The 21,714-nt window shown below is 69.5% G+C and carries 18 protein-coding genes; 8 read left to right on the top strand and 10 right to left on the bottom strand.

The features are described 5' to 3' along the window. Positions 1-390 precede the first annotated feature (390 nt). The 3 genes from ilvC to ACGF7Y_RS01770 form a co-directional block, all read right to left on the bottom strand. Positions 391-1,392: a ketol-acid reductoisomerase gene (gene ilvC, locus ACGF7Y_RS01780; protein ID WP_174550026.1), complete on the bottom strand. Its 1,002-nt coding sequence runs from the start codon at positions 1,390-1,392 to the stop codon at positions 391-393. Between the two features lie 229 nt (positions 1,393-1,621). Next, positions 1,622-2,125, bottom strand: coding sequence for an acetolactate synthase small subunit (gene ilvN / locus ACGF7Y_RS01775; protein WP_039799659.1), 504 nt, complete (start codon positions 2,123-2,125; stop codon positions 1,622-1,624). Beyond that, positions 2,122-4,056 (bottom strand): acetolactate synthase large subunit, encoded by a 1,935-nt coding sequence (locus ACGF7Y_RS01770; protein ID WP_393228270.1) that lies wholly within the window; start codon positions 4,054-4,056, stop codon positions 2,122-2,124. The genes ilvN and ACGF7Y_RS01770 overlap by 4 nt, the downstream gene beginning before the upstream one ends. A gap of 358 nt (positions 4,057-4,414) precedes the next feature. Between ACGF7Y_RS01770 and ACGF7Y_RS01765 the strand changes: the two genes are divergently transcribed. Both ACGF7Y_RS01765 and ilvD read left to right on the top strand, forming a co-directional pair. Further along, on the top strand, positions 4,415-4,969 hold the full coding sequence (locus ACGF7Y_RS01765) for a PH domain-containing protein (protein WP_393228268.1): 555 nt from the start codon (positions 4,415-4,417) through the stop codon (positions 4,967-4,969). 322 nt (positions 4,970-5,291) lie between these two features. After that, a complete protein-coding gene (gene ilvD / locus ACGF7Y_RS01760; protein WP_357131689.1) occupies positions 5,292-7,133 on the top strand; it encodes a dihydroxy-acid dehydratase in 1,842 nt (613 codons plus the stop codon). Between the two features lie 79 nt (positions 7,134-7,212). On the opposite strand, the gene ACGF7Y_RS01755 is transcribed toward ilvD, so the two are convergent. Further along, positions 7,213-8,088, bottom strand: coding sequence for a DoxX family protein (locus tag ACGF7Y_RS01755; protein WP_051175411.1), 876 nt, complete (start codon positions 8,086-8,088; stop codon positions 7,213-7,215). Between the two features lie 118 nt (positions 8,089-8,206). On the opposite strand from ACGF7Y_RS01755, the gene ACGF7Y_RS01750 reads away from it, so the two are divergent. After that, positions 8,207-9,313 carry a PQQ-dependent sugar dehydrogenase gene (locus ACGF7Y_RS01750; protein ID WP_063048540.1) on the top strand — a complete coding sequence of 369 codons (1,107 nt, stop codon included), beginning with the start codon at positions 8,207-8,209 and terminating at the stop codon, positions 9,311-9,313. Between the two features lie 290 nt (positions 9,314-9,603). On the opposite strand, the gene ACGF7Y_RS01745 is transcribed toward ACGF7Y_RS01750, so the two are convergent. Beyond that, a complete protein-coding gene (locus tag ACGF7Y_RS01745; protein WP_393228265.1) occupies positions 9,604-10,488 on the bottom strand; it encodes a LysR family transcriptional regulator in 885 nt (294 codons plus the stop codon). Between the two features lie 78 nt (positions 10,489-10,566). Between ACGF7Y_RS01745 and ACGF7Y_RS01740 the strand changes: the two genes are divergently transcribed. From ACGF7Y_RS01740 to ACGF7Y_RS01730, 3 genes are all read left to right on the top strand, one after another. Then, the gene (locus ACGF7Y_RS01740) at positions 10,567-11,499 is read left to right on the top strand and encodes an EamA family transporter (RefSeq protein WP_393228263.1); all 933 of its coding nucleotides are present in this window, start codon (positions 10,567-10,569) and stop codon (positions 11,497-11,499) included. Then, the gene (locus ACGF7Y_RS01735) at positions 11,496-12,083 is read left to right on the top strand and encodes an NAD(P)-dependent oxidoreductase (RefSeq protein ID WP_393228261.1); all 588 of its coding nucleotides are present in this window, start codon (positions 11,496-11,498) and stop codon (positions 12,081-12,083) included. Before ACGF7Y_RS01740 ends, ACGF7Y_RS01735 begins: the two co-directional genes overlap by 4 nt. A gap of 111 nt (positions 12,084-12,194) precedes the next feature. Beyond that, positions 12,195-13,133, top strand: a complete 939-nt coding sequence (locus ACGF7Y_RS01730; RefSeq protein WP_393228259.1) for an SMP-30/gluconolactonase/LRE family protein — start codon at positions 12,195-12,197, stop codon at positions 13,131-13,133. A gap of 4 nt (positions 13,134-13,137) precedes the next feature. On the opposite strand, the gene gatB is transcribed toward ACGF7Y_RS01730, so the two are convergent. From gatB to ACGF7Y_RS01705, 5 genes are all read right to left on the bottom strand, one after another. Next, complete coding sequence (gene gatB, locus ACGF7Y_RS01725) at positions 13,138-14,643, bottom strand: Asp-tRNA(Asn)/Glu-tRNA(Gln) amidotransferase subunit GatB (protein ID WP_357116497.1); 1,506 nt, start codon at positions 14,641-14,643, stop codon at positions 13,138-13,140. A gap of 64 nt (positions 14,644-14,707) precedes the next feature. Beyond that, positions 14,708-16,084, bottom strand: a complete 1,377-nt coding sequence (locus tag ACGF7Y_RS01720) for an alpha/beta hydrolase family protein (protein WP_393228257.1) — start codon at positions 16,082-16,084, stop codon at positions 14,708-14,710. 36 nt (positions 16,085-16,120) lie between these two features. Continuing rightward, positions 16,121-16,564, bottom strand: a complete 444-nt coding sequence (locus ACGF7Y_RS01715; RefSeq protein ID WP_393228255.1) for a hypothetical protein — start codon at positions 16,562-16,564, stop codon at positions 16,121-16,123. A gap of 202 nt (positions 16,565-16,766) precedes the next feature. Then, entirely contained in the window at positions 16,767-17,801 is a 1,035-nt protein-coding gene (locus tag ACGF7Y_RS01710; protein ID WP_062969957.1) for an ATP-dependent 6-phosphofructokinase, read from the bottom strand. Positions 17,802-17,883: 82 nt separating this feature from the next. After that, complete coding sequence (locus tag ACGF7Y_RS01705) at positions 17,884-18,942, bottom strand: hypothetical protein (protein ID WP_393228253.1); 1,059 nt, start codon at positions 18,940-18,942, stop codon at positions 17,884-17,886. Between the two features lie 691 nt (positions 18,943-19,633). Here ACGF7Y_RS01705 and ACGF7Y_RS01700 point away from each other — a divergent pair. Together ACGF7Y_RS01700 and ACGF7Y_RS01695 are read left to right on the top strand one after the other, a co-directional pair. Beyond that, positions 19,634-20,764 (top strand): Gfo/Idh/MocA family protein, encoded by a 1,131-nt coding sequence (locus ACGF7Y_RS01700; protein ID WP_393228251.1) that lies wholly within the window; start codon positions 19,634-19,636, stop codon positions 20,762-20,764. A gap of 114 nt (positions 20,765-20,878) precedes the next feature. After that, positions 20,879-21,466: a TetR/AcrR family transcriptional regulator gene (locus ACGF7Y_RS01695; RefSeq protein ID WP_393228249.1), complete on the top strand. Its 588-nt coding sequence runs from the start codon at positions 20,879-20,881 to the stop codon at positions 21,464-21,466. Positions 21,467-21,714: the final 248 nt, after the last annotated feature.

Raw genomic sequence — 21,714 nt, 5'->3', positions numbered from 1 at the left:
ATCGGTCGGGTTGGGCAAGGCTCACCATCCGTTCGGTCAGAGAATCTTCGGCTACCTGACCTCGTTGTCCGGGAGAACCTTAGGCCCCGACATCGGTACGAGCGAGTAACGAATCACCAGCCATGCGAAACGACCGCATCAGCCGACCCGCGAATAGTCTTCGGCGATCGATGAGCAACGCGCATGGGGGCGCCCCTGATGCCGCGGTTCGATTTTGCCCGCAGGGGAGGCGACACCCGTGACCTTTCGAGGCAAGTGCGCGAGTGAAGTCGTGCAGTCGCTGCCTCTTCGGTAAGCGCGACCGTGAAGCAGTGACCATCAGGAAGCCGCGAAGACGCGGGTGGCCCGCTCCGGAATCCGGAGCGGGCCACCCGTGAATCAGGAGATGTGTCAGGCGGTCTCGGTGATCGGACGATCGACCCAGCTCATCAGGCCGCGCAGCTTGGCGCCGGTGACCTCGATGGGGTGCTCGGCGTTCTGCTTGCGCAGCGCCTCGAGTTCCTTGTTGCCGCCCTCGACGTTGGCGACCAGACGCTTGACGAAGCTGCCGTCCTGGATGTCCTTGAGGATGTCCTGCATGCGCTTCTTGGTGTCGGCGTCGATGACCCGCGGGCCCGACAGGTAACCACCGAACTCGGCGGTGTCGGACACCGAGTAGTTCATCCGCGCGATGCCGCCCTCGTACATCAGGTCGACGATCAGCTTCAGCTCGTGCAGCACCTCGAAGTAGGCCATCTCCGGCGCGTAACCGGCCTCGACCATGACCTCGAAACCGGTCTTGACCAGTTCCTCGGTGCCACCACACAGCACGGCCTGCTCACCGAACAGGTCGGTCTCGGTCTCTTCCTTGAAGGTGGTCTTGATGACGCCCGCGCGGGTGCCGCCGATGCCCTTGGCGTAGGACAGCGCCAGCGCCTGGCCCTCGCCCTTCGGGTCCTGGTCGATCGCGATCAGAGCCGGAACGCCCTTGCCGTCGACGAACTGACGACGCACCAGGTGACCGGGGCCCTTCGGCGCCACCATGCCGATGGTGACGTTGGCGGGCGGCTTGATCAGGCCGAAGTGGATGTTGAGGCCGTGGCCGAAGAACAGCGCGTCGCCGTCCTTCAGGTTCGGCTCGATGTCGTTGGTGAAGATCGACGCCTGCGCGGTGTCCGGCGCCAGCACCATGATGAGGTCCGCCCACTCCGAGACCTCCGCGGGCGTGCCGACGGTCAGGCCGGCCTCCTCGGCCTTCGGACGCGACTTCGAACCCTCGGCCAGACCGACGCGGACCTCGACGCCCGAGTCGCGCAGGCTCAGCGAGTGCGCGTGACCCTGGCTGCCGTAGCCGATGACAGCGACCTTGCGGCCCTGGATGATCGACAGGTCGGCATCGTCGTCGTAGAACATCTCGACTGCCACTGTGGTTCCTTCCGGGATCATCCCCGCGCGAGGCGGGGCACACCGTGCTTGCGCCGGTGTTGATTTTCGTTGTTCTGGATCGGATCAACCCCCGCAGCAGCGGGAGGGGATCATTCCCGCGTAGGCGGGGAGGGCGGCACGCCAACCGTCGATCGCAAAAAGACTAGCGCGTGGCCGCCGTCGGCCGGCCGGCCCCATCGGTGTGCCGCTCGCTACCTCATCGAGTGGCGGTGATGGACTTCGGTCCACGTCCCACCGCGACGACACCGGACTGCACGATCTCGCGGATGCCATACGGTTCGAGCATCCGCAGCAGCGCGTCGAGCTTGGACCGGGTTCCGGTCGCCTCGACGGTGAGCGCGTCCGGCGACACGTCGATGACCTTCGCGCGGAACAGCCCGACCGCCTCGATCACCTGGGTCCGCACACTGGCGTCGGCGCGCACCTTCACCAGGATCAGTTCGCGGGCCACCGAGCTGTCGGAGTCCTGCTCCACGATCTTGATGACGTTCACCAGCTTGTTGAGCTGCTTGGTGACCTGCTCGAGCGGCAGGTCCTCGACGGTGACCACGATGGTCATGCGCGAGATCTCGGGCAGTTCGGTGCCGCCGACCGCCAGGGATTCGATATTGAAGCCGCGGCGGGAGAACAGCGCCGCGACCCTGGCCAGCACGCCCGGTTTGTCCTCGACGAGAACGCTGAGGGTATGCGTGGTACTCATCCGTTGTTCACCCTGTTCTGTTCCTGCGACATCGCCGCGTGGATGACCGCCGGCTCGGCGGCCTGCTCGTCCTCGTCGAACAGCGGGCGGATGCCGCGCGCGGCCATGATCTCGTCGTTGCTGGTGCCCGCCGCGACCATCGGCCACACCTGGGCGTCCTTGCCGACGATGAAGTCGATCACCACGGGGCGGTCGGTGATGGACTGCGCCTCGCGGATGGCGGCCTCCACGTCCTCCTCGCGCTCCACCCGGATGCCGTGGCAGCCGAGGGCTTCGGCGAGCTTCACGAAGTCGGGGATGCGCAGCGAGTGCGTGCCCAGGTCGGTGTTGGAGTAGCGCTCCTGGTAGAAGAGCGTCTGCCACTGGCGCACCATGCCGAGGTTGCCGTTGTTGATCAGCGCGACCTTGATCGGGACGCCCTCGACGGCGCAGGTGGCCAGCTCCTGGTTGGTCATCTGGAAGCAACCGTCACCGTCGACCGCCCACACCTCTTTGTCCGGCGCGCCCATCTTGGCGCCCATGGCCGCCGGGACGGCGTAGCCCATGGTGCCGAGGCCACCGGAGTTCAGCCAGGTGCGCGGCTTCTCGTACTTGATGAACTGGGCGGCCCACATCTGGTGCTGGCCGACGCCCGCGCAGTAGATCGCGTCGGGTCCGGCCAGACGGCCGAGCGCCTCGATGACGAACTCCGGCGACAGCGACCCGTCGGCGGGCGGGGTCCAGCCCAGCGGGTAGGAGTCGCGCACGCCGTCGAGGTAGGTCCACCAGTCGGTCAGCGCCAGCGGCAAAGCGTCACCCGCGGCGGGATCCGCCTTCAGCGTCTCGATGAGCTCGACGATCACCTCGCGGCAGTCGCCCACGATCGGGACGTCGGCGTGCCGGTTCTTGCCGATCTCGGCCGGGTCGATGTCGGCGTGGATGACCTTGGCGCCCGGCGCGAAGGAGTCCAGCTGGCCGGTGACGCGGTCGTCGAACCGCGCGCCGAGCGTGATCAGCAGGTCCGAGCGCTGCAACGCGGCGACGGCGCCCACGGTGCCGTGCATGCCGGGCATGCCCATGTTCAGGGTGTGGCTGTCGGGGAACGCGCCGCGCGCCATCAGCGTGGTGACCACGGGGATGCCGGTCAGCTCGGCCAGTTGCAGCAGCTCGGCCGAGGCGTCGGCCTTGATCACACCGCCGCCGACGTAGAGCACGGGGGCCTTGGCCTCCATGATCATCCGCGCGGCCTCGCGCACCTGCTTGCCGTGCGGCTTGGTGACCGGACGATAGCCGGGCAGCCGCATCTCGGGCGGCCAGCTGAAGGTGGTCTGCGCCTGCAACACGTCCTTGGGGATGTCGACGAGCACGGCGCCCGGGCGGCCGGACGCGGCGAGGTAGAACGCCTCGGCGATGATGCGCGGGATGTCGATGCCGTCGGTGATCAGGAAGTTGTGCTTGGTGATCGGCATGGTGATGCCGGAGATGTCGGCTTCCTGGAACGCGTCGGTGCCGATCAGGCTCCGGCCGACCTGGCCGGTGATGGCCACGATCGGGACCGAGTCCATCTGCGCGTCGGCGATCGGGGTCACCAGGTTGGTGGCGCCGGGGCCGGATGTGGCCATACACACACCGACCTTCCCGGTCGCCTGCGCGTAACCGGTGGCCGCGTGACCCGCGCCCTGCTCGTGCCGGACCAGGACGTGGCGCACCTTGGTGGAATCGAACAGCGGGTCGTACACCGGGAGAATCGCGCCACCCGGAATGCCGAATACGGTGTCGACGCCCAGCTCCTCGAGCGACCGGACGACCGACTGCGCGCCGGTGACCCGCTCGGGCGGGACCGGACGGCGGTTGGCCGCGGAGATCGCGTTGGCAGCGGGCGTGGCCTGCTGATTCGCCGAAGGCGCTGGCCTACGGGCGGAAGGCCCGGGCCGTGCGGTAGGTGCGCTCACCGTCTTCGTTCCTTACTGGTTGTCGTTCTGACCCCGGATTTTTGTGCCAGCGGTGTCTTGCGCTTCGCCATGCTGGAGGTTAGTCCGAACACAAAAAAGCCCCCGACAGCACAGGGCTGATCGAGGGTGGCGCGTCGCAACGCGAGCTGACGTATTCGACTCAGTGTGTCAGGCTCAACGCTGGACGCGCCGGCCGAGTACGAGCAACTCGTTTCGATTCACGCGCACGACGTTAAGCGGGTGTGAACCGAAGAGTCAAACAGATGACCCCGTGCGTCCCATTATGTGGGACAGTGCGGTTGCTTGTGTCCGTTCACCAGGATGCGAGGATGGTGGTGTGTCATCACCGCATCAGTCCGTGCCACCTTCTGAATCGTCCCACACGCCCGCGGCGGCGACGGATACGGGTAGCGCCTCCGACGCCCGTGTGATCCGCATCCCACGGCTGGCCTTCCTGGGCGTGTTCATCCTGCTGATGTGCGTGTTCTTCCCGTTCGTCGGCTGGCCCGCCGGACTGTGGTGGCTGCTGCTCATCCCGGTCGCGGTGCTGGCGTGGGTGCTGCGCACGCAGACCGCCGTCTCGGACGCGGGGCTGGAGCTGCGGACGCTGTTCGGTTCGCGCCATCTCGACTGGGCGCAGGTGAAGGGTGTGCGGATCCCCAAGCGCGGATACGTGCGCGCCGACCTGACCGATGGCACCGAGGTGAAGTTGCCCGCGGTGAGCTACGACCGGCTGCGCGATCTGGCGGCGTTCTCCGGCGGACGGATTCCGGACCCGTTCGCGCAGCCCGCGACCGAAGAGTCCCCCACCGAAACGAGCGGGCACGACGCGAACCCGAGCGGCGAGGACAGCGCGCCGACCGACGGGGTCGCGAAGTCGGGCGAGGACGCCACCGGCGAAGACACGCGCTAGAAGGCGGTCGTGTCCCCGACCGGCTCGAGCAATGCGCGGAACATCCACCGCGGTTAGGTTGTTGCGGCCGAGTGATGGGATGATTTCTCCGGAGCAGTGATCCTCCTTCTCGTCCCCACCCCTCGACGGTCCGGTACCTCCGGCGACCCGTCGTCGCCTGCGACACCACGCACAGCGACAAACCCGATCCGGCTGACAGCCATGGCCGCCGCGCCCGGCGCACCACCGACCGGTGGACACGCCCACCGGGAGTAACGTGGTGGACCGCCGAGCAGGCTCTGCGCCGTCGCACGTCAGCCCCCGCGACCCGAGGACCATCCACATGCCACCGCTTCGTTCACGAACCACGACCATCGGCCGCAATGCCGCAGGCGCACGCGCACTCTGGCGCGCCACCGGCATGACCGACACCGACTTCGGCAAGCCGATCGTCGCCATCGCGAACTCCTACACCCAGTTCGTGCCCGGTCACGTGCACCTGAAGAACGTCGGCGACATCGTGGCCGACGCGGTGCGCGCCGCCGGCGGCGTGCCGCGCGAATTCCACACCATCGCCGTCGACGACGGCATCGCCATGGGCCACGGCGGCATGCTCTACTCGCTGCCCTCGCGCGAGATCATCGCCGACTCCGTCGAATACATGGTGAACGCGCACACCGCCGACGCGCTGGTCTGCATCTCCAACTGCGACAAGATCACCCCGGGCATGCTCAATGCGGCCATGCGGCTGAACATTCCGGCGGTGTTCGTCTCCGGCGGGCCGATGGAGGCGGGCAAGGCGGTGGTCGTGGGCGGCGTCGCGCAGGCGCCCACCGACCTGATCACGGCGATCTCCGCGAGCGCGAACCAGGCGGTGTCGGAGGAGGGGCTGTCGGAGGTGGAGCGGTCGGCGTGCCCGACCTGCGGCTCGTGCTCGGGCATGTTCACCGCGAACTCGATGAACTGCCTCACCGAGGCGCTCGGCCTCGCGCTGCCCGGCAACGGCTCCACCCTCGCCACGCATGCCGCGCGCCGGGCGCTGTTCGAGCGGGCCGGCACCGTCGTGGTCGACATCGCCAACCGCTGGTACCGCGAGGACGACGCGTCCGTGCTGCCGCGCAACGTCGCCAACGCCAAGGCTTTCCGCAACGCGATGGCGCTGGACGTCGCGATGGGCGGCTCGACCAACACCGTGCTGCACACCCTGGCCGCCGCGCAGGAAGGTGAGATCGACTTCGATCTGCACACCATCGAGGAGACCAGCCGCCGGGTGCCCACCCTGTCGAAGGTGTCGCCGAACTCCGACTACCACATGGAGGACGTGCACCGCGCGGGCGGCATCCCCGCCATCCTCGGCGAATTGCGCCGCGCGGGCCTGCTGGAGACCGACGTCACCACCGTGCACACCGCGAGCTTCGATGAATGGCTCGACACCTGGGACATCCGTTCCGGCAAGGCTTCCCAGGAAGCCATCGAACTCTTCCACGCCGCGCCGGGCGGGGTGCGCACCACCGAGCCCTTCTCCACCGACAACCGCTGGTCGTCGCTGGACACCGACGCCGAGGGCGGCTGCATCCGCGACCTCGAGCACGCCTACACCACCGAAGGCGGCCTCGTCGTGCTGCGCGGCAACATCGCGCCCGACGGCGCGGTGCTCAAGACAGCGGGCATCGATGAGGAACTGTTCACCTTCCAGGGGCCAGCGGTGGTGGTGGACTCTCAGGAGGAGGCCGTGTCGGTCATCCTCGGCAAGAAGATCAAGCCCGGCGACGTGATCGTGGTCCGCTACGAAGGCCCCGCGGGCGGCCCGGGCATGCAGGAGATGCTGCACCCGACCGCGTTCCTGAAGGGTTCCGGGCTCGGCAAGCAGTGCGCGCTGATCACCGACGGCCGGTTCTCCGGCGGCACCTCGGGCCTGTCGATCGGGCACATCTCGCCCGAGGCGGCCAGCGGCGGTGTCATCGGCCTGGTGGAGAACGGCGACCAGATCCGCATCGACGTGGCCACCCGCACGCTCGAGGTCCTCGTCGACGACGCCGTCCTCGCCGAGCGCCGCGCGAAGATGGAAGCCTCCGAACGGCCCTGGCAGCCGGTCAACCGCGATCGTCCGGTGACGACCGCGCTGCGCGCCTACGCCGCCATGGCCACCTCGGCGGACAAGGGCGCCGTGCGGCACGTGCCGTAGCTCCCGCGTCTCGCGGCCGACCGAACGCGAAGGCCCCCTCGTCCCATTGCGGGGCGAAGGGGCCTTTGTCCGTCCGGGCTCAGTCGAAGGGGCCGATGCCGGTGAGCGGGTTGCCGCCGTGCAGGTACCAGTAGGCGCCGACCGCGGCCGCCACGGCGAGGAGAAGGACGACGAAGGACCCTGCGGCGGGGCGAACGGCCCAACCCCGGTTGCGGTCGAAGGACAAGCGGCCCGGACCGGTCAGGATGATCGCGGCGGCGGCGCCGGCGAGGATGCTCTCCAACTCCACAGCGCCCGGCCCGGCTTTGTACTGGAACCCCGGGGCCATCCCCTGCTTCCAGGCCCACGCGTCGAGGATCACCGCGAGCACCGCGCCCGCGGCCAGCGGGGTGGCCAGCCCGAGGATCAGCAGCGCGCCGCCGCCCACCTCGCCCGCCGTGACCAGCATGGCGGACACGCTCGGGTGATCCCAGCCGCCGCGCTCCATCATGTCGCGGGTGCCGTCCAGGCCGGGGCCGTGGAACCAACCGGTGAGCTTCTGCAGACCGTGGTACAGGAAGGTGCCGCCGACCACCCAGCGCAACAGCAACAAACCGAGATCGAGTGTGCCGCGCCTGGTCTCGCCGGTGCGCCTGCGCAGGCGGCCGGTATCGTTCGGCGGAGTGGGGGCGGGCGGGATGCTGGCGTACTCGTAGGTGGACCCCTTGCCCCCGGCGGCTTTGCTCTCGGCGGTGGTCGGCACCTCCGGGTCGAGCCCGAGTTCGTCATCGGTGCGCGGAACGTCCTTGGACATCTGCGGACGCTGGGCCTCATCCACCCGCGCGAATTGCTCGGTCGGCGAGTCGTACGGGCTGGTCACCCCTCGACCGGTGGACGACACCGCCGACTGCTCGGCCGTAGCGGCAGTGGCCTCCCCGGCCTTGGATTCCGGCGTGTCTTTCGGCTTGTCGGTCACGGCCAATACCCTATGCCGCGCCGTGCCACGGCGGGCAAGTACCGCACGGCGTGTCAGTGTGCGCGCAACACGCACCCGGAGGGGGCGCGGGCAACGGTATTTCCGTAACGTCTGAGCTATGAGTTTGGTTGTCGTGGGCCGCGTCGCGGCGAGCTTGGCGCTCGGCTCCGTCCTGCTGGTCGGGTGCGCCCGGTTCGACGATTCGGCGTCCAGTCCGTTCACCCCGGAACCGACCCTGCGCGGAGCCAACATCGACCCGAAGAAACCGAGCCAGTCGCCCACCTCGACCACCCGGCCGAGCGGCCCGTGCATCGACCCGGACCCGGCGGTGGTCGCCACCTGCCTGGACACCACCGGCGGCCTGGTCACGCTCGCCGACGGCGCGCTGGTGGCCGAGCGCAGGACCGGGCGGATCATGAAGGTGGCTCCGGAGCAGCCGCCGGTCGAGATCGCCAAGCTGGACGTGGACGGCTCCGGCGACGGCGGCCTCAGCGACATCGCGCTGTCGCCCACCTACCACGAAGACGGCCTGATGTACGCCTACATCACCACCGGCAGCGACAACCGGGTGGTCCGCATCGCCGAAGGCGGCTCCCCCAAGGACGTCCTCACCGGTATCCCGAAGGGCGCCACCGGGAATCACGGCGCGATCGACTTCGCCGCGCCCGATCAGATGCTGGTGCTGACCGGCGACGCGGGCAACCCCGGCGCGGCAGCCTCGGCGGGCTCGCTCGCGGGCAAACTGCTGCGCGTGAAGTCTCCGGTGCCCGGCCGTACGCCCGCGCCGGAAATCGCCGTCTCGGGCATCGGCACCGCGGGGGACGTGTGCCGGGACAGCAAGGACAGCATCTGGATCACCGACCGCACCCCCGCCGAGGACCGGCTGCAACGGCTCGGCGACGACGGCGTGGTCACGACCACGTGGACCTGGCCGGACCGGCCCGGCGTCGCGGGCTGCGCCGCGGCGACCGACGGTGTCGCGATCTCGCTGACCCGCGCGAAGGCCCTCGCCATCGCCGCCGCCGACCCCAACACACACGCGGTCACCGCGGCGCCGACCCTGATGGCGCAGGACAAGTACGGGCAGCTCGGCGGGGCGGCGGTCGGCGCCGACGGCACCATCTGGGTGACCACGGTGAACAAGACCGACGGCCAGCCCGGCCCGTTCGACGACCGCGTCGTCCGCATCCCGCCACCGCAGGCCGGCGGCGGCGGACCGGACTGAGCGGTGTTTGTCCGGCCGCTGTGTTTGTCCGGCCGCGACTTCGTCGCGGCATGTTCGCGGCCCCTTGATGGTTCGCGTCCGAGCGACCGCCGCTGGCGACTTCGTCGCGGACGCGGCGGCCACTCGGACGCGAACCGGGCCGCGAACGGCGCATGCTCGGTCTCGCTTCGCTCGGAACCGGTGGTTGAGCTGGTGGGGGTGAAGGTTTCGACGTCGCTCCACAACAGATCCGGCACCCTGCCATGCTGCCGGTCCGAGCCATCGGACGCAGCCCGATTCCTCGGCGATTGTCAGGAGTCGTCACGCTCTACCGGGACGCCGAGGACGGTGAGGAAGGCGGTGGCCGCTGGTGGGCGGCTGCGGCTCCAGATGATGTATTCGACGCGGGCCGGGGCGTCGGAGACCTCGATGGTGACAACGCCCTCGAGTTGCGGCGCGTAGGCGGAGGGCAGCATGGCTACGGCGAGGCCGGGGCGGACCAGTCGAGCGATGTAGTCGGCGCTGGTCACTTCGAAGGCGACGTCGCGGTCCAGACCGGCGGCCGCGAAGGCCTGGTCGGATTGCAGACGTCCGGCTGTTCCGGCCGGAAGGTCTACGAACACCTCAGAGGAGAGTCTGCGCAAATCGACCGTGGGCGCACCGGCGAGGGGATGGTCGGGTGCGACCACGGCGACGAGCCGGTCACGGGCGAGTTCATGGGCGGCGACGCCTCGTGGTCGCGCAGTGGTCGGCAGTCCCAGGAAAGCCACGTCGAGGGCTCCCTGCGTGACGCGCTCGACGAGTTCCTCGCTCGCGCCCACCCGCAGGCTGATGCGCACGTGCGGGTACCGCTGCCGGAAATCACGCAGCGCCTCCGGGATGTCGACCGCCGCGACGGTGGGGATCAGGCCGACGGCGAGCCTTCCGCGTACCTCGCCGACCGCCGCGGCGACCTCGGCGGCCGCGCGCTCGGCGGCGTCCAGGCATTGGCGGGCGGCCGGGAGGAACGCCGCACCGGCCGGTGTCAAACGCACCCGGCGGCTCGTGCGCTCGAACAGTCGCGCGCCCAATTCCCGTTCCAGGCGGGCGATCTGGTGACTCAGCGCGGACTGCACCACCAGGCATCGTTCGGCGGCCCGGGTGAAGCTGTTCGTCTCGGCGACGGCGAGGACGTACCGCATCTGCTGAAGCTCCATGAATCAATCATGTATCGCGATCAATGATGTGACAAACATGTGTTGGACTCATTGATAGGCACGGGCGAGACTGCTCACGTGGAAAGTTCAGCAGCACAGCGGATCTCCGGCAGAGACGGAAGTCTCCCTCGCACCGTCCTGACGGCGCTCGCTCCCGTGTCCTGGGGCACGACATATGTCGTCACCACCGAACTCCTTCCCCCGGGGCACCCGCTTTTCGCAGGGCTCCTGCGTGCGTTGCCCGCGGGTGTGCTCGCGCTGGCGTTCACGCGGACCCTGCCGAGGGGAGCCTGGTGGGGCAAAGCCGCGGTGCTGGGCGTGCTCAACATCGGGCTGCTGTTCCCGCTGCTGTTCCTCGCCGCCGAACGCCTGCCGGGCGGGGTGGCCGCGACGTTGGCGGCGGCCCAGCCGCTCGTCGTGGCCGTCCTGGCCGTGGTGGTCCTGCACGAGAGCCCGTCGGCGTGGCGTCTGGTCTGGGGCGCGGTAGGCGTCGTCGGCGTCGGCATGGTGGTGATCGGGCCGCATGCGACCCTCGACCTCGCGGGGATCGTGGCCGGCCTCGCCGCCGCGGCGTCGATGGCGCTGGGCCTGACGCTGACGAAGAAGTGGGGACGGCCCACCGAGGCGAGCCCCACCGCTTTCGCCGGCTGGCAACTCACCGCGGGAGGCCTGTTCCTGCTGCCTCTCACGTTCCTTGTCGAGGGTTCGCCTCCCGCGATCGACCCGCCCGCTGCCCTCGGCTACCTCTGGCTGGGTCTGGTCGGCGGCCTGCTCGCCTATGTCCTCTGGTTCCGCGGGATCGGGACACTGCCGGTCACCTCGGTCGCGGTTCTCGTCCTGCTATCGCCGCTGGTCGCCGCGGTTCTCGGCGCGATCCTGCTCGGCCAGACGCTCGGCCCGATCCAGCTCGCCGGGTTCGGGCTCGCGCTGGCCGCGATCGTCGCGGGACAGCTTCCCGCGCCCAGCCGCTCATCCCACATCGTCTCGACACCCGAAGGGGTACTGAAATGAAGATCACCGTCATCGGAGCAAACGGCATGGTCGGCTCCCGCGTCGTCGGCGAAGCCTCGAGCCGGGGCCATGAGGTTGTCGCCGTGTTCCGGAAACAGCCGCCGACCGTTCTGCCTCCCGGGGTGACCGCGGTCGAGGGCGACGCGAACGACCCCGCTCGGATGGGTGACCTGTTCCACGGCACCGACGCGATCGTGGCCGCGACCCGCCCGGGCTCCGGCCAGGAACACACCGTCACGGAAACGACGACGGCCCTGCTGGACGCGGCCACGGCTACCCGGACCCGCATCCTCGTGGTCGGCGGCGCTGCCCCGCTCCGGAATCCGGAGCGTCCCGATCGGCTGGTCCTCGACAGTCCGGAGTACGTACCGCCCGCGATCCGCCCGATCGCCGCCGCCAGCGTCACGCAATGGGAAACCTGCCGAGCGCATCCGGCCGACTGGGTCTATCTCAGCCCGCCCGCCCTCCTCGAACCCGGACAGCGCACCGGCACGTATCGACGCGGCACCACCACCCTGATCACCGGCGCCGACGGCGCGTCCCGGATCTCGGCGGAAGACTTCGCCGTGGCCGTCCTGGACTAACTCGAGAACCCAGGCGAGAGCAGGCATTTCACTGTCGGCTACTGAGCGCGGACTCCGGGACCGCCGGACGCCATCCGCGATCGGCAGTCCCGGGGACGGAGGGACGATGGGATGAGGCGAGTCCTCGTGATCTCGGCCGCACTGGCCTGTCTCGGCGCTACCGCGCTGGTATCCACCGACCGAACAGCGGCACACCGCCCGGTTCGCACCACCATCGACCTGCCCGCCGGATTCCAGCCGGAGGGCATCGCGATCGGATCGCGACCGGTGGCCTACTTCGGTTCGCGGACAGACGGCTCCATCTACCGCGCCGACCTGGTGACCGGTCGAGGCGACATCCTGAGCCCAGGGCCGGGTACCCCGGCACTGGGGATGCGGATCGACCACCGCGACCGGCTGTTCGTCGCCGGAGGCACCGGAGGCGACGCCCGCGTCATCGACACCCGCACCGGCGCGGTGCAGGCGAACTACCGGCTCGCGACGCCGCCACACACGTTCGTCAACGACGTGATATTCACGCCCGCGGGCGCGTGGTTCACCGACTCACGGACGCCCGTGCTGTACCACCTGCCCATCGGCGACGACGCTACCCTGCCGCCACCCACGGCGGTGGTGCGTCGCCCGCTGACCGGCGACATCCGCTACCAGCCCGGAGCGATCAACGCCAACGGAATCGTGCGCACGCCGGACGGTACCGGGCTGATCATCATGCAGTCGGTGACCGGCCGGTTGTTCCGTGTCGACCCGGCGACCGGTACGACGCGGCGGATCGATCTCGGCGCCGAGTCGCTGCCCGACGGCGACGGACTGCTGTTGTGCGGCAGCACATTGTTCGTCGTCCAGAACCGGTCCAACGCGATCGCCGTGGTCGCGCTCGATCCCGCGGGCACGACGGGCACGATCGAACGACGCGTCACCGACCCGCGTTTCGACGTACCGACGACCGTGGCCGAGTTCGGCGAGCACCTGTACCTGCCGAACGCCCGCTACACCACGCCGCCGACCTCGAGCACGCCCTACACCTCCATCCGGATCGATCGACCCCGATAGAGAGTCAGCTGCAAGCAGCGAGCACGAGCTCCCGGACGCGGGCCGCGTCGGCCTGCCCCCGGGTCGCCTTCATGACATCGCCGACGATCTTGCCCGCCGCCTGCACCTTGCCGGAGCGGATCTTGTCGGCGATGTCGGGGTTGGCGGCCAGGGCCTTCTCCACCTCCGACTGCAAGGCGCTGTCGTCGCTGACCATGCCGAGGCCCTTGGCTTCAACGATCTGCGCCGGGTCGCCCTCGCCGGCCAGCACGTGGTCGACGACCTGCTTGGCCACCTTGTTGTTGATCGTCTTCGCGTCGACCAGCTTGATCACCTCGGCGACCTGGGCCGGGGTGATCGGCAGCTCGTCCAGCGCGACCTCGCGCTCCTTGGCCTTCTCGGTGAGGTAGGCGACCCACCAGGAGCGCGCCTCGTTGGCCGGGGCGCCTGCGTCGACGGTGGCGATGATCAGGTCCAGCGCACCCGCGTTGACCAGGTCGCGCATCACCTCGTCGGACAGGCCCCAGTCGGACTGGATGCGCGCGCGGCGCAGCCAGGGGTACTCGGGGATGGTGTCGCGCAACCGCTCCACCCACTCCGCGTCGGGCGCGACCGGCTCGAGGTCGGGCTCGGGGAAGTAGCGGTAGTCCTCGGCGGTCTCCTTACGGCGGCCGGGCGAGGTGGTGCCGTCGGTCTCGTGGAAGTGGCGGGTCTCCTGCACGATCGTGCCGCCGCTCGCCAGCACCGCCGCCTGCCTGCGCATCTCGTAGCGCACCGCGACCTCGACGCTGCGCAGCGAGTTGACGTTCTTGGTCTCGGTGCGGGTGCCGAATTCGGTTGCGCCGACCGGCATCAGGGAGACGTTCGCGTCGCAGCGCAGCGAGCCCTGCTCCATTTTCACGTCGGAGACGCCGAGCGACTTCAGCAGATCCCGCAGCGCCGTCACGTAGGCCCGCGCCACCTCCGGCGCCCGCTCCCCCGCGCCGGTGATCGGCTTGGTGACGATCTCGATCAACGGCACGCCCGCCCGGTTGTAGTCCAGCAGGGAGTGGCTGGCGCCGTGGATGCGGCCGGTCGCGCCGCCGACGTGCACCGACTTGCCGGTGTCCTCCTCCATGTGCGCGCGCTCGATGTCGACGCGGAAGGTGCTGCCGTCGTCGAGCAGCACGTCCAGGTGCCCGTTCGTGGCGATCGGCTCGTCGTACTGGCTGATCTGATAGTTCTTCGGCTGATCGGGGTAGAAGTAGTTCTTGCGCGCGAACCGGCCCCACGGGGTGATCGAACAGTTCAGCGCCAGCCCGATCCGGATCGCGGACTCGACGGCCTTCTGGTTCACCACCGGCAGCGAGCCCGGCAGACCGAGGCACACCGGGCACACCTGGGTGTTCGGCTCGGCGCCGAACTCGGTCGGGCAACCGCAGAACATCTTGGTCGCGGTGTTCAGCTCGACGTGGACCTCCATGCCGAGCACCGGCTCGAACCGGGCGAGGACATCCGAGTAATCCATCAGGTCGACCGTGGGTGCGCTCATGGCCATCAGTTTAGGTAAACGCTCCCGCCGCAGCGCAGCGGCTCTCGCGTCGTGCGGCGGCGCGCTACTTCACCGGGACCCGCTGACGCAGCCAGCCGGTGACGTAGTCGAGCACCTCGGGGGCGATGGTCGTCTCGATGGTGCTGTACTCGCTGGGACGGCCGGTCTCGGTGGGCTGCATCAGATGGTTGAGCCCCGGGAAGACGTGGACGGTCGCATCGGGATCGGCGGCGAGATGGTCGCGCATCGGCTGCTCGCTCTGCGCGGGGGGCACCTGGAGATCCTTGCCGCCGAAGAACGCGAGCACCGGAACGCGCAGGGCGGCGAGGGCGGGCGCCGGATCGTAAGCGACCAGGGCGGCCAGATACGGCGTGATCTGGGCGGCCGCCTGGTCGTCGGGCACGCGCTGGTCGGCGGGCAGCGACTGGTTCTGCCGGATAGCCAATTGCCGAGCGCCGTCCAGGTCACCCGCTTTCAGCAGGGCGGCCAGTTCGGTGGTGTCGCGTACCCGGGTCTCCACCTGGTCCGGAGGAGTGCCGTTCGCGGCGGCGAGCAAGCGGGTCTGCTCGATGAGCACATCCGCACCGGGGACGCCGGGCCCGGCCATCAGGACGGCGAACGCGACGCCGCTGTCGGGGCGCGCGGCGACCAGCGGTGCGAGGTAGCCGCCTTCGCTGTGCCCGAAGAGCCCGACCCGGGCCGGGTCGACATCCGGGCGGGCGCGCAGGAAGCGGACACCCGCGGCGGCGTCCTCGGCCAGGTCGGCGTAATTCGCGTCGTCCAGTTTGCCGCCGGTGCCGCCGACGCCCCGGTCGTCGGTGCGCAGCACGGCGTAGCCCGCGCGGGTGAAGGTGTCGGCCAGCAGCAGGAACGGCTTGTGGCCCATGAGGTCTTCGTTGCGGTCCTGGGGGCCGCTTCCGGAGATCATGAGGATGGCGGGGAACGGGCCCGGCCCCTGCGGTTCGGTCAGTGTGCCCGCGATGGTGAGGTCACCGGCGCGGTAGGTGACGTCCTCGGTCTGGTACGGGAACGGCGGCTTCGGTTCCTGGGGGCGGGCGGGCGGCGTCACCTTGCCTCGGCTCAGCGTGAGCCGGAAGCTCTGGCCCGCCTGGGTGAAATCGCCGGTGATCCGGTCGTTTCCGGACTCGTACTCGCCACGGAACACCGGGTCGCCCGGGATATCGGGGATCGCGAACGACACACCGTTGCGGTCGGTGCTGACGTCCTTCAGCTGCGTGCCGCTCACGCCCTGCAAGGGGATGTCGATGGTGGCCGTTCCGTCGTCGCGGAAGCTCACTCCGACTAGCAGGGGCTGACCGGGAACCTCGATGGCACCGTGCCAGTCACCGGTGGTCGGCTCGGGCGGATTCGACTCCGAACACCCTGCCACCAAAGCCGCGATGACGAACAGAGCCAACGCGATCAGTCGCCCACTGCGCATGCGACTCACAGTACCGACGATCCGGACCGTCCCCCGCTATTCGCCGCGCGCATACCGCACCGCCGCGGCGATCTCCGCCATGTCCAGGCGCAGGCCCGGCTCCCGCTCCTGCAGCTCACGGAATTCCAGCAACGCATCCTCGACGGTGGACTGCCTAGCGAGCCGGATCAGTTCGCGGCGCACGTACTCTCCCAGCGGCAGTCCAGCGGAGCGAGCGCGCCTGCCCAGCACGTCGAGAGTCTCGATCGGCAGGTCGTAGCTCCGCACGAGCGCTACGGCGTCTGCGTCGATCTCCGGCGCCAGGTCGCGCCCTTCGGATTCCAGGAATTCGACGACCGTGTCGTCCGCGGTGCGGCGCAGCGCCAGCGCGACCAGCTCACGCCCGAGGTATCGCGGCAGCGGTATCCCAGCCGCACGCGCCCGGCGGCGCAGGACGTCGACGGCGGTATCCGGCAGGTCGTGCACAGGGAGTTCGGCCATACCGGCCAGGGTATCCCGGCACGTGCACGGACGCGCCGAAGAAGATCAGCACCCCTCGGGGGCATCATCGAGCCGGTCTTCCCCGAAGACCCCATCCACCTGTGCGCGTTCCTCGGCGCTGGTATCCGCACGGGCGAAGCGAGCAAACCGTCGCTTCAGCTCGACGGTACCGACCTCCGACGGCGGCCGAGACGGCTGCGGCTCACCCAAAAAACGCCTCCGCCTCGCGGTGGCGTTCCGGCGGCACCCGCTTGAGCTGCTTGGTGGCCTCCGACAGCGGAACCAGGTCGATGCTGGTGCCGTGCAGCGCGACCATCTGACCGAACTTGCCCGCGTGCACCGCCTCGGCCGCGTGCAGGCCGAAGCGGGTGGCCAGCACCCGGTCGTAAGGCGTGGGGCTGCCGCCGCGCTGCACGTGGCCGAGCACGGTGGTGCGTACCTCTTTGCCGATGCGCCGCTCGATCTCCACGCCCAACTGCTGGGCGACGCCGGTGAACCGCTCGTGGCCGAACTCGTCGATACCGCCCTCGCGCAGGGTGAATCCGGAGTCCGGCGCCGGGTGCGACCCCTCGGCGACCACGCAGATGAAGTGTTTGTCGCCGCGCTGGAAGCGCCGCTTGATCATCGCGCACACCTCGTCCACCTCGAACGGGACCTCGGGCACCAGAGTCAGGTGCGCGCCCGCCGCCATGCCCGCGCCGATCGCGATCCAGCCCGCGTGCCGGCCCATCACCTCGATGAGCATGACGCGCTGGTGCGACTCGGCGGTGGTGTGCAGCCGGTCGATCGCCTCGGTGGCGATGTTCAGCGCGGTGTCGTGGCCGAAAGTGACGTCGGTGCAGTCGATGTCGTTGTCGATGGTCTTCGGCACGCCGACCACCGGCACGCCCTCGTCGGACAGCCAGCTCGCGGCCGTCAGCGTGCCCTCGCCGCCGATCGGGATCAGCGCTTCGATGCCGTTGTCGTCCAGGGTCTGTTTGATCCGGCCCAGGCCTGCGCGCAGCACGTCGGGGTTGGTCCGGGCGGTGCCGAGGATGGTGCCGCCCTTGGTGAGGATCCGGTCGGTGCGGTCGTCATTGCGGATCTGGATCTTGCGATCCTCCAATAGACCGCGCCAACCGTCCTCGAAGCCGACGATCGCGTCTCCGTAGCGGCCGTTCGCGGTACGAACGATGGCGCGGATGACCGCGTTCAGTCCTGGGCAGTCTCCGCCTCCGGTCAGAACTCCGATGCGCATGGCCGCTATCTTGCCCTTCATGTCCGATCTCGGCAGCCCCGCCCCCGTGAACGGCGTGTAACACTGACCTGGACGGATGGCCTCATGCGGCCGGGCAGCGCCCCCCGGCCAGCTCGTCGAGATGCTCGGAGACGACCGTGGCCAGTTTGTCCAGGATATTCATGCCGTCGCTGAACGATCCGGACTCGGGCTGCACCGCGATCGCGATCGCGATCTTGCCCGAGGGGATGGCGATGACCCCGAACTGGCGCACGAGATAGGCGCCCGAGGTGTCCGGCCCCCAGCCGCCCTTGAACTCGGCGCCGCCGAACTCGCCGAGACCCCAGCGCTGGCTTGCTATGACCTGTTCCATCAGCGAGGTCACGCGCTCGGCCTGGGGCAGACAGGGCAGCCGCGAGGCGAACCGCACCTGGTCGGTCAGTGACCATTCCGCCTGCCCGAAGGCCGAATGCTCGGCACGGGCACGGGTCGCGGGTACGACGGTCCTGTTGTCACCGCCCTCGCGCAACACCGCCTGCACAGCCTGCGCCGCCTCCTGCGCGGTGCCCAGCGACTGCCAGAGCGCGTCGGCGGCGGCATTGTCGGACTGCGTGATCGCCGCCGACGCGGCGTAGCTGGAGCTGCTCGAACTGCGCCGGAGCGCGGCGATGGTCAGCGGGACCTTCATCGTCGACCAGGCCGGGCCGCTGGTCCATTCGCCGAAGGTGACCGCCTGCTCGCCGCCGACCGGCATGATGGCCATGCCGAGCTTCCCGCGCACACCCGCCGCCAGTTCGGCGTAGCTCGCGGCCAGGGTGCCCGGCACGATGAGCGACAAGCCCTTCTGGTCGGTACGCGCCGCGGCCTCGGTGATGCTGGGTTCGGTCGACGCCGGATCTTCCGCGCGGTTGGTTCCACATCCGGCTACCAGAGATACGACAAGCGCCGCACAACCCAGGACGGTTCGAGTTCTGCGGAATAGATCAATAGACATTCTCGACACATTCTTTTCGCGAGCTCCGCCGGGCTGCACCGCTGGTCCGGCGTCCCGATACCGTACTTGCCCGGCTCGTCGGCCGTCGGCCGCGACGGCGGGGGCGCGGCCACGGGTCGGCTGATCCTTGTGGCCCCGCCAGGTGACGACGGCGTGGTCAACAAGCATGGACACCTCCACCTACCCGCCCGATGTCGCCGAGCGGCCGGGGTCGGCAGCGGCGCTGCTCGCCGCGACCTCACCCGAGAACTGCTTCTCGTTATCCCGGAGAACGTACTAGATGAATTGATTACGCCCCAGTTCGCCGAAAACTCCTGACCGCCACCCGCACTGCCGGACCGAGCGCCGCACACCGGTTCCGCTCAATAGCATCGGAGTATTACCGCAGGATCTATCGGGTGCCGCGACACGGTATTCGATGGTCCGACTTTCGGGGAGCGCGTTCGGAGGTTCACGACGAGATGCCTCGGACCCATCCGCGAGCCCGCGCTACTACCGGCACGCACCCTCGAACCCGAGATCGGACGGCCGACACACACCGAACCGCCGATGACGACGGGTGAGTCCGACTCGGCGGCGACACCGCTCGAACGGCTTCGGCGGCGGTCGACATCGCGCCGATGACGACGGGCGGGCCCAGCTCGGCGGCGCCACCACCCGAGGACGTGCCGTCACCATGCGGCGCGAACTCCACGCCGTCGGACGCGCAATCGCGTAGCAACCTCTGCGCTACCCGGACCCACGCCAGACCGGTCGCTCACAGCAGCCGGAAGTTTCTTACCGATCGGTACTTTACCTATTGCCCAAGCGTCGTGCGCCGCCTAGTTTATTACCAAACGGTACAGAACTAGGAGTGTGCGTGACCGCTCGCATCACCGCCCCGCTTGGCGTCGGCATCGTCGGCGCGAATCCCACCGGCAGCTGGGCCGCCGCGGCCCATCTACCCGCGCTGGCGCAGCTGCCCGAATTCCGCGTCACGGCGGTGGCGACGACGAACCGCGCCTCGGCCGACGCGGCAGCCGAGGCCACCGGCGCCCGGCACGCGTTCACCGACGCGGCGCAGCTGGCGGCACATCCGGAGGTGGATCTGGTTGTGGCGGCGGTCAAGTCGCCGGGGCACGGGGAGGTGGTGCGCGCGGCGCTCGCCGCCGGAAAACACGTCCTCTGCGAGTGGCCGATGGGCACGAGTGCCGCCGAGGCCACCGAACTGACCAGCGCGGCGGTGGCGGCGGGCGTGGTGCACGCCGTGGTGCTCCAGGGCTACCACTCGCCTTCGGTGAACTACGTCAGGGACCTGCTCGCGGCGGACCGGATCGGCGCCGTTTCCGCGATCACCCTCATCGCCGCCGGAGATCCGTTCGGCGGCAGCTCGATTCGGCCCGAACTCGCCTGGACCACCGATCCCGGCAAGGGCAGTGGCCTGCTGACCATCATGGCCGGGCATGTGCTCGGGGTGCTCGAACACCTGGCCGGTGAACTCACCGAAGTATCCGCCGTCCTCGCCACACTGCACGACGAGCTGACCGTGCTGGGGACCGGCCGCACGGTCCCGAATCGGCAGCCCGGGCAATTGGCCGTGGTCGGCCGCCTGGCAAGCGGCGCCGTCGTCGCGGTGACCGTGCACGGCGGACACGCGGACGCACCGCACGGATTCGCGCTCTACATTCGCGGCACGCAGGGAACCCTGACCATCACTCCGGTCCAGTCCGGGATGTATCCACACTGGGCGGATTGGCGCGTCGAACTTCGCGGCAACGAGGGAGCGGTCAGCGACCTCCAGATCCCTGATCACTACCGCGGACTGCCCTCCACACTGCCCGCGGGCCCGATCGCGCACGTGGCGGGCGTCTACCGCGAGACCGCCACCGCCATCGTCGAGGGCAGGTCCGCCCACCCCGACTTCACCGTCGGCCTGCGCCAGCGCCGCCTGCTCGACGCCGTCGCCGCGGCGGCGGAAACCGGCTTGCGCCAGCAGGTCACAGTGCTGTGACTCCGCGTCATCGAAGCGGGACCGTGGCGCGAGCCGCCCGCCGCCCCGGCAACCGCGGAGACTCCACGGCGGCACCCAGTACAGTACCGACAGGTAAGAAACTGGGAGGTGTCCATGCCCGGAGGCCGGCCGCGCGGCTTCGACATCGACAGCGCGCTGGATCGAGCGCTGGAGGTGTTCTGGAGGTACGGCTACGAGGGCGCCGCGCTGTCGGATCTCACCGCGGCGATGGGCATCAACCGTCCGAGCCTGTACGCCGCTTTCGGCAGCAAAGCCGAGCTGTTCGACCGCGTCCTCCAACGCTACGCCGACGGTCCCGGGCACTACGTCGCCGAGGCACTCGCACGTCCGACCGCTCGAGCGGTCGCCACCGCTTTCCTCCAAGGCGCGATCGGGCTCACCACCGGGCATGACAGCCCCGGCTGCCTTTCGGTGCGCAGCGTGCAAGCATGCGGGCCGGAGGCGGAGCACAGCCGCAAGGCCGCGATCGCGGTCCGGCTCGCGGGCGAGGCGGCGCTGCGACGGCGCTTGGAGCGGGCACGCGCCGACGGCGACCTGCCACGGGACAGCAAACCGGCCGATCTCGCCCGTTATCTCCTTACGATCTCCGACGGAATCGCCGTCCAGGCGGCCGCGGGCGCGAAGCCGACTCATCTGCGCCGCACCGTGGACATCGCCCTGCGGTCGTGGCCGCAGCCCTGATCACAGCCGCACGGTTCGAACGCAGGCCGGCCCCCCCGGAGAAGGTGTGGCGTGCGATCAGCGACCTGAGCGAAATGGCCGTTCGGTTCCCGGCCGGTCACCGGCCCGCGATTCCGTCTCGGACGAACGGAGATTCGCGCGGCCCCGGGGCATGCTCGGCAAAGCGATCCGGCGGCCGCGCCCTGGCCTGATTCGGCAGCCGCGGCTCGATCACCGCGCCGCGTGCCCAGCGGATAGCTCCGCATTCA

The organism is Nocardia sp. NPDC047654 (assembly GCF_043205035.1).
Classification (GTDB): domain Bacteria; phylum Actinomycetota; class Actinomycetes; order Mycobacteriales; family Mycobacteriaceae; genus Nocardia.
Note: the sequence above shows the minus strand (reverse complement) of the source record. Positions and strands in the feature narration are given on the sequence as shown.

What these genes read in the sequence shown, in the direction of transcription:
- ACGF7Y_RS01705 (WP_393228253.1), bottom strand. Translation starts at nt 18,942, where the DNA reads ATGCTTGTTGACCACGCCGTCGTCACCTGGCGGGGCCACAAGGATCAG.
- ACGF7Y_RS01750 (WP_063048540.1), top strand. Translation starts at nt 8,207, where the DNA reads ATGAGTTTGGTTGTCGTGGGCCGCGTCGCGGCGAGCTTGGCGCTCGGC.
- ACGF7Y_RS01710 (WP_062969957.1), bottom strand. Translation starts at nt 17,801, where the DNA reads ATGCGCATCGGAGTTCTGACCGGAGGCGGAGACTGCCCAGGACTGAAC.
- gatB (WP_357116497.1), bottom strand. Translation starts at nt 14,643, where the DNA reads ATGAGCGCACCCACGGTCGACCTGATGGATTACTCGGATGTCCTCGCC.
- ACGF7Y_RS01730 (WP_393228259.1), top strand. Translation starts at nt 12,195, where the DNA reads ATGAGGCGAGTCCTCGTGATCTCGGCCGCACTGGCCTGTCTCGGCGCT.
- ACGF7Y_RS01695 (WP_393228249.1), top strand. Translation starts at nt 20,879, where the DNA reads ATGCCCGGAGGCCGGCCGCGCGGCTTCGACATCGACAGCGCGCTGGAT.
- ACGF7Y_RS01745 (WP_393228265.1), bottom strand. Translation starts at nt 10,488, where the DNA reads ATGGAGCTTCAGCAGATGCGGTACGTCCTCGCCGTCGCCGAGACGAAC.
- ilvD (WP_357131689.1), top strand. Translation starts at nt 5,292, where the DNA reads ATGCCACCGCTTCGTTCACGAACCACGACCATCGGCCGCAATGCCGCA.
- ACGF7Y_RS01720 (WP_393228257.1), bottom strand. Translation starts at nt 16,084, where the DNA reads ATGCGCAGTGGGCGACTGATCGCGTTGGCTCTGTTCGTCATCGCGGCT.
- ilvN (WP_039799659.1), bottom strand. Translation starts at nt 2,125, where the DNA reads ATGAGTACCACGCATACCCTCAGCGTTCTCGTCGAGGACAAACCGGGC.
- ilvC (WP_174550026.1), bottom strand. Translation starts at nt 1,392, where the DNA reads ATGTTCTACGACGACGATGCCGACCTGTCGATCATCCAGGGCCGCAAG.
- ACGF7Y_RS01715 (WP_393228255.1), bottom strand. Translation starts at nt 16,564, where the DNA reads ATGGCCGAACTCCCTGTGCACGACCTGCCGGATACCGCCGTCGACGTC.
- ACGF7Y_RS01735 (WP_393228261.1), top strand. Translation starts at nt 11,496, where the DNA reads ATGAAGATCACCGTCATCGGAGCAAACGGCATGGTCGGCTCCCGCGTC.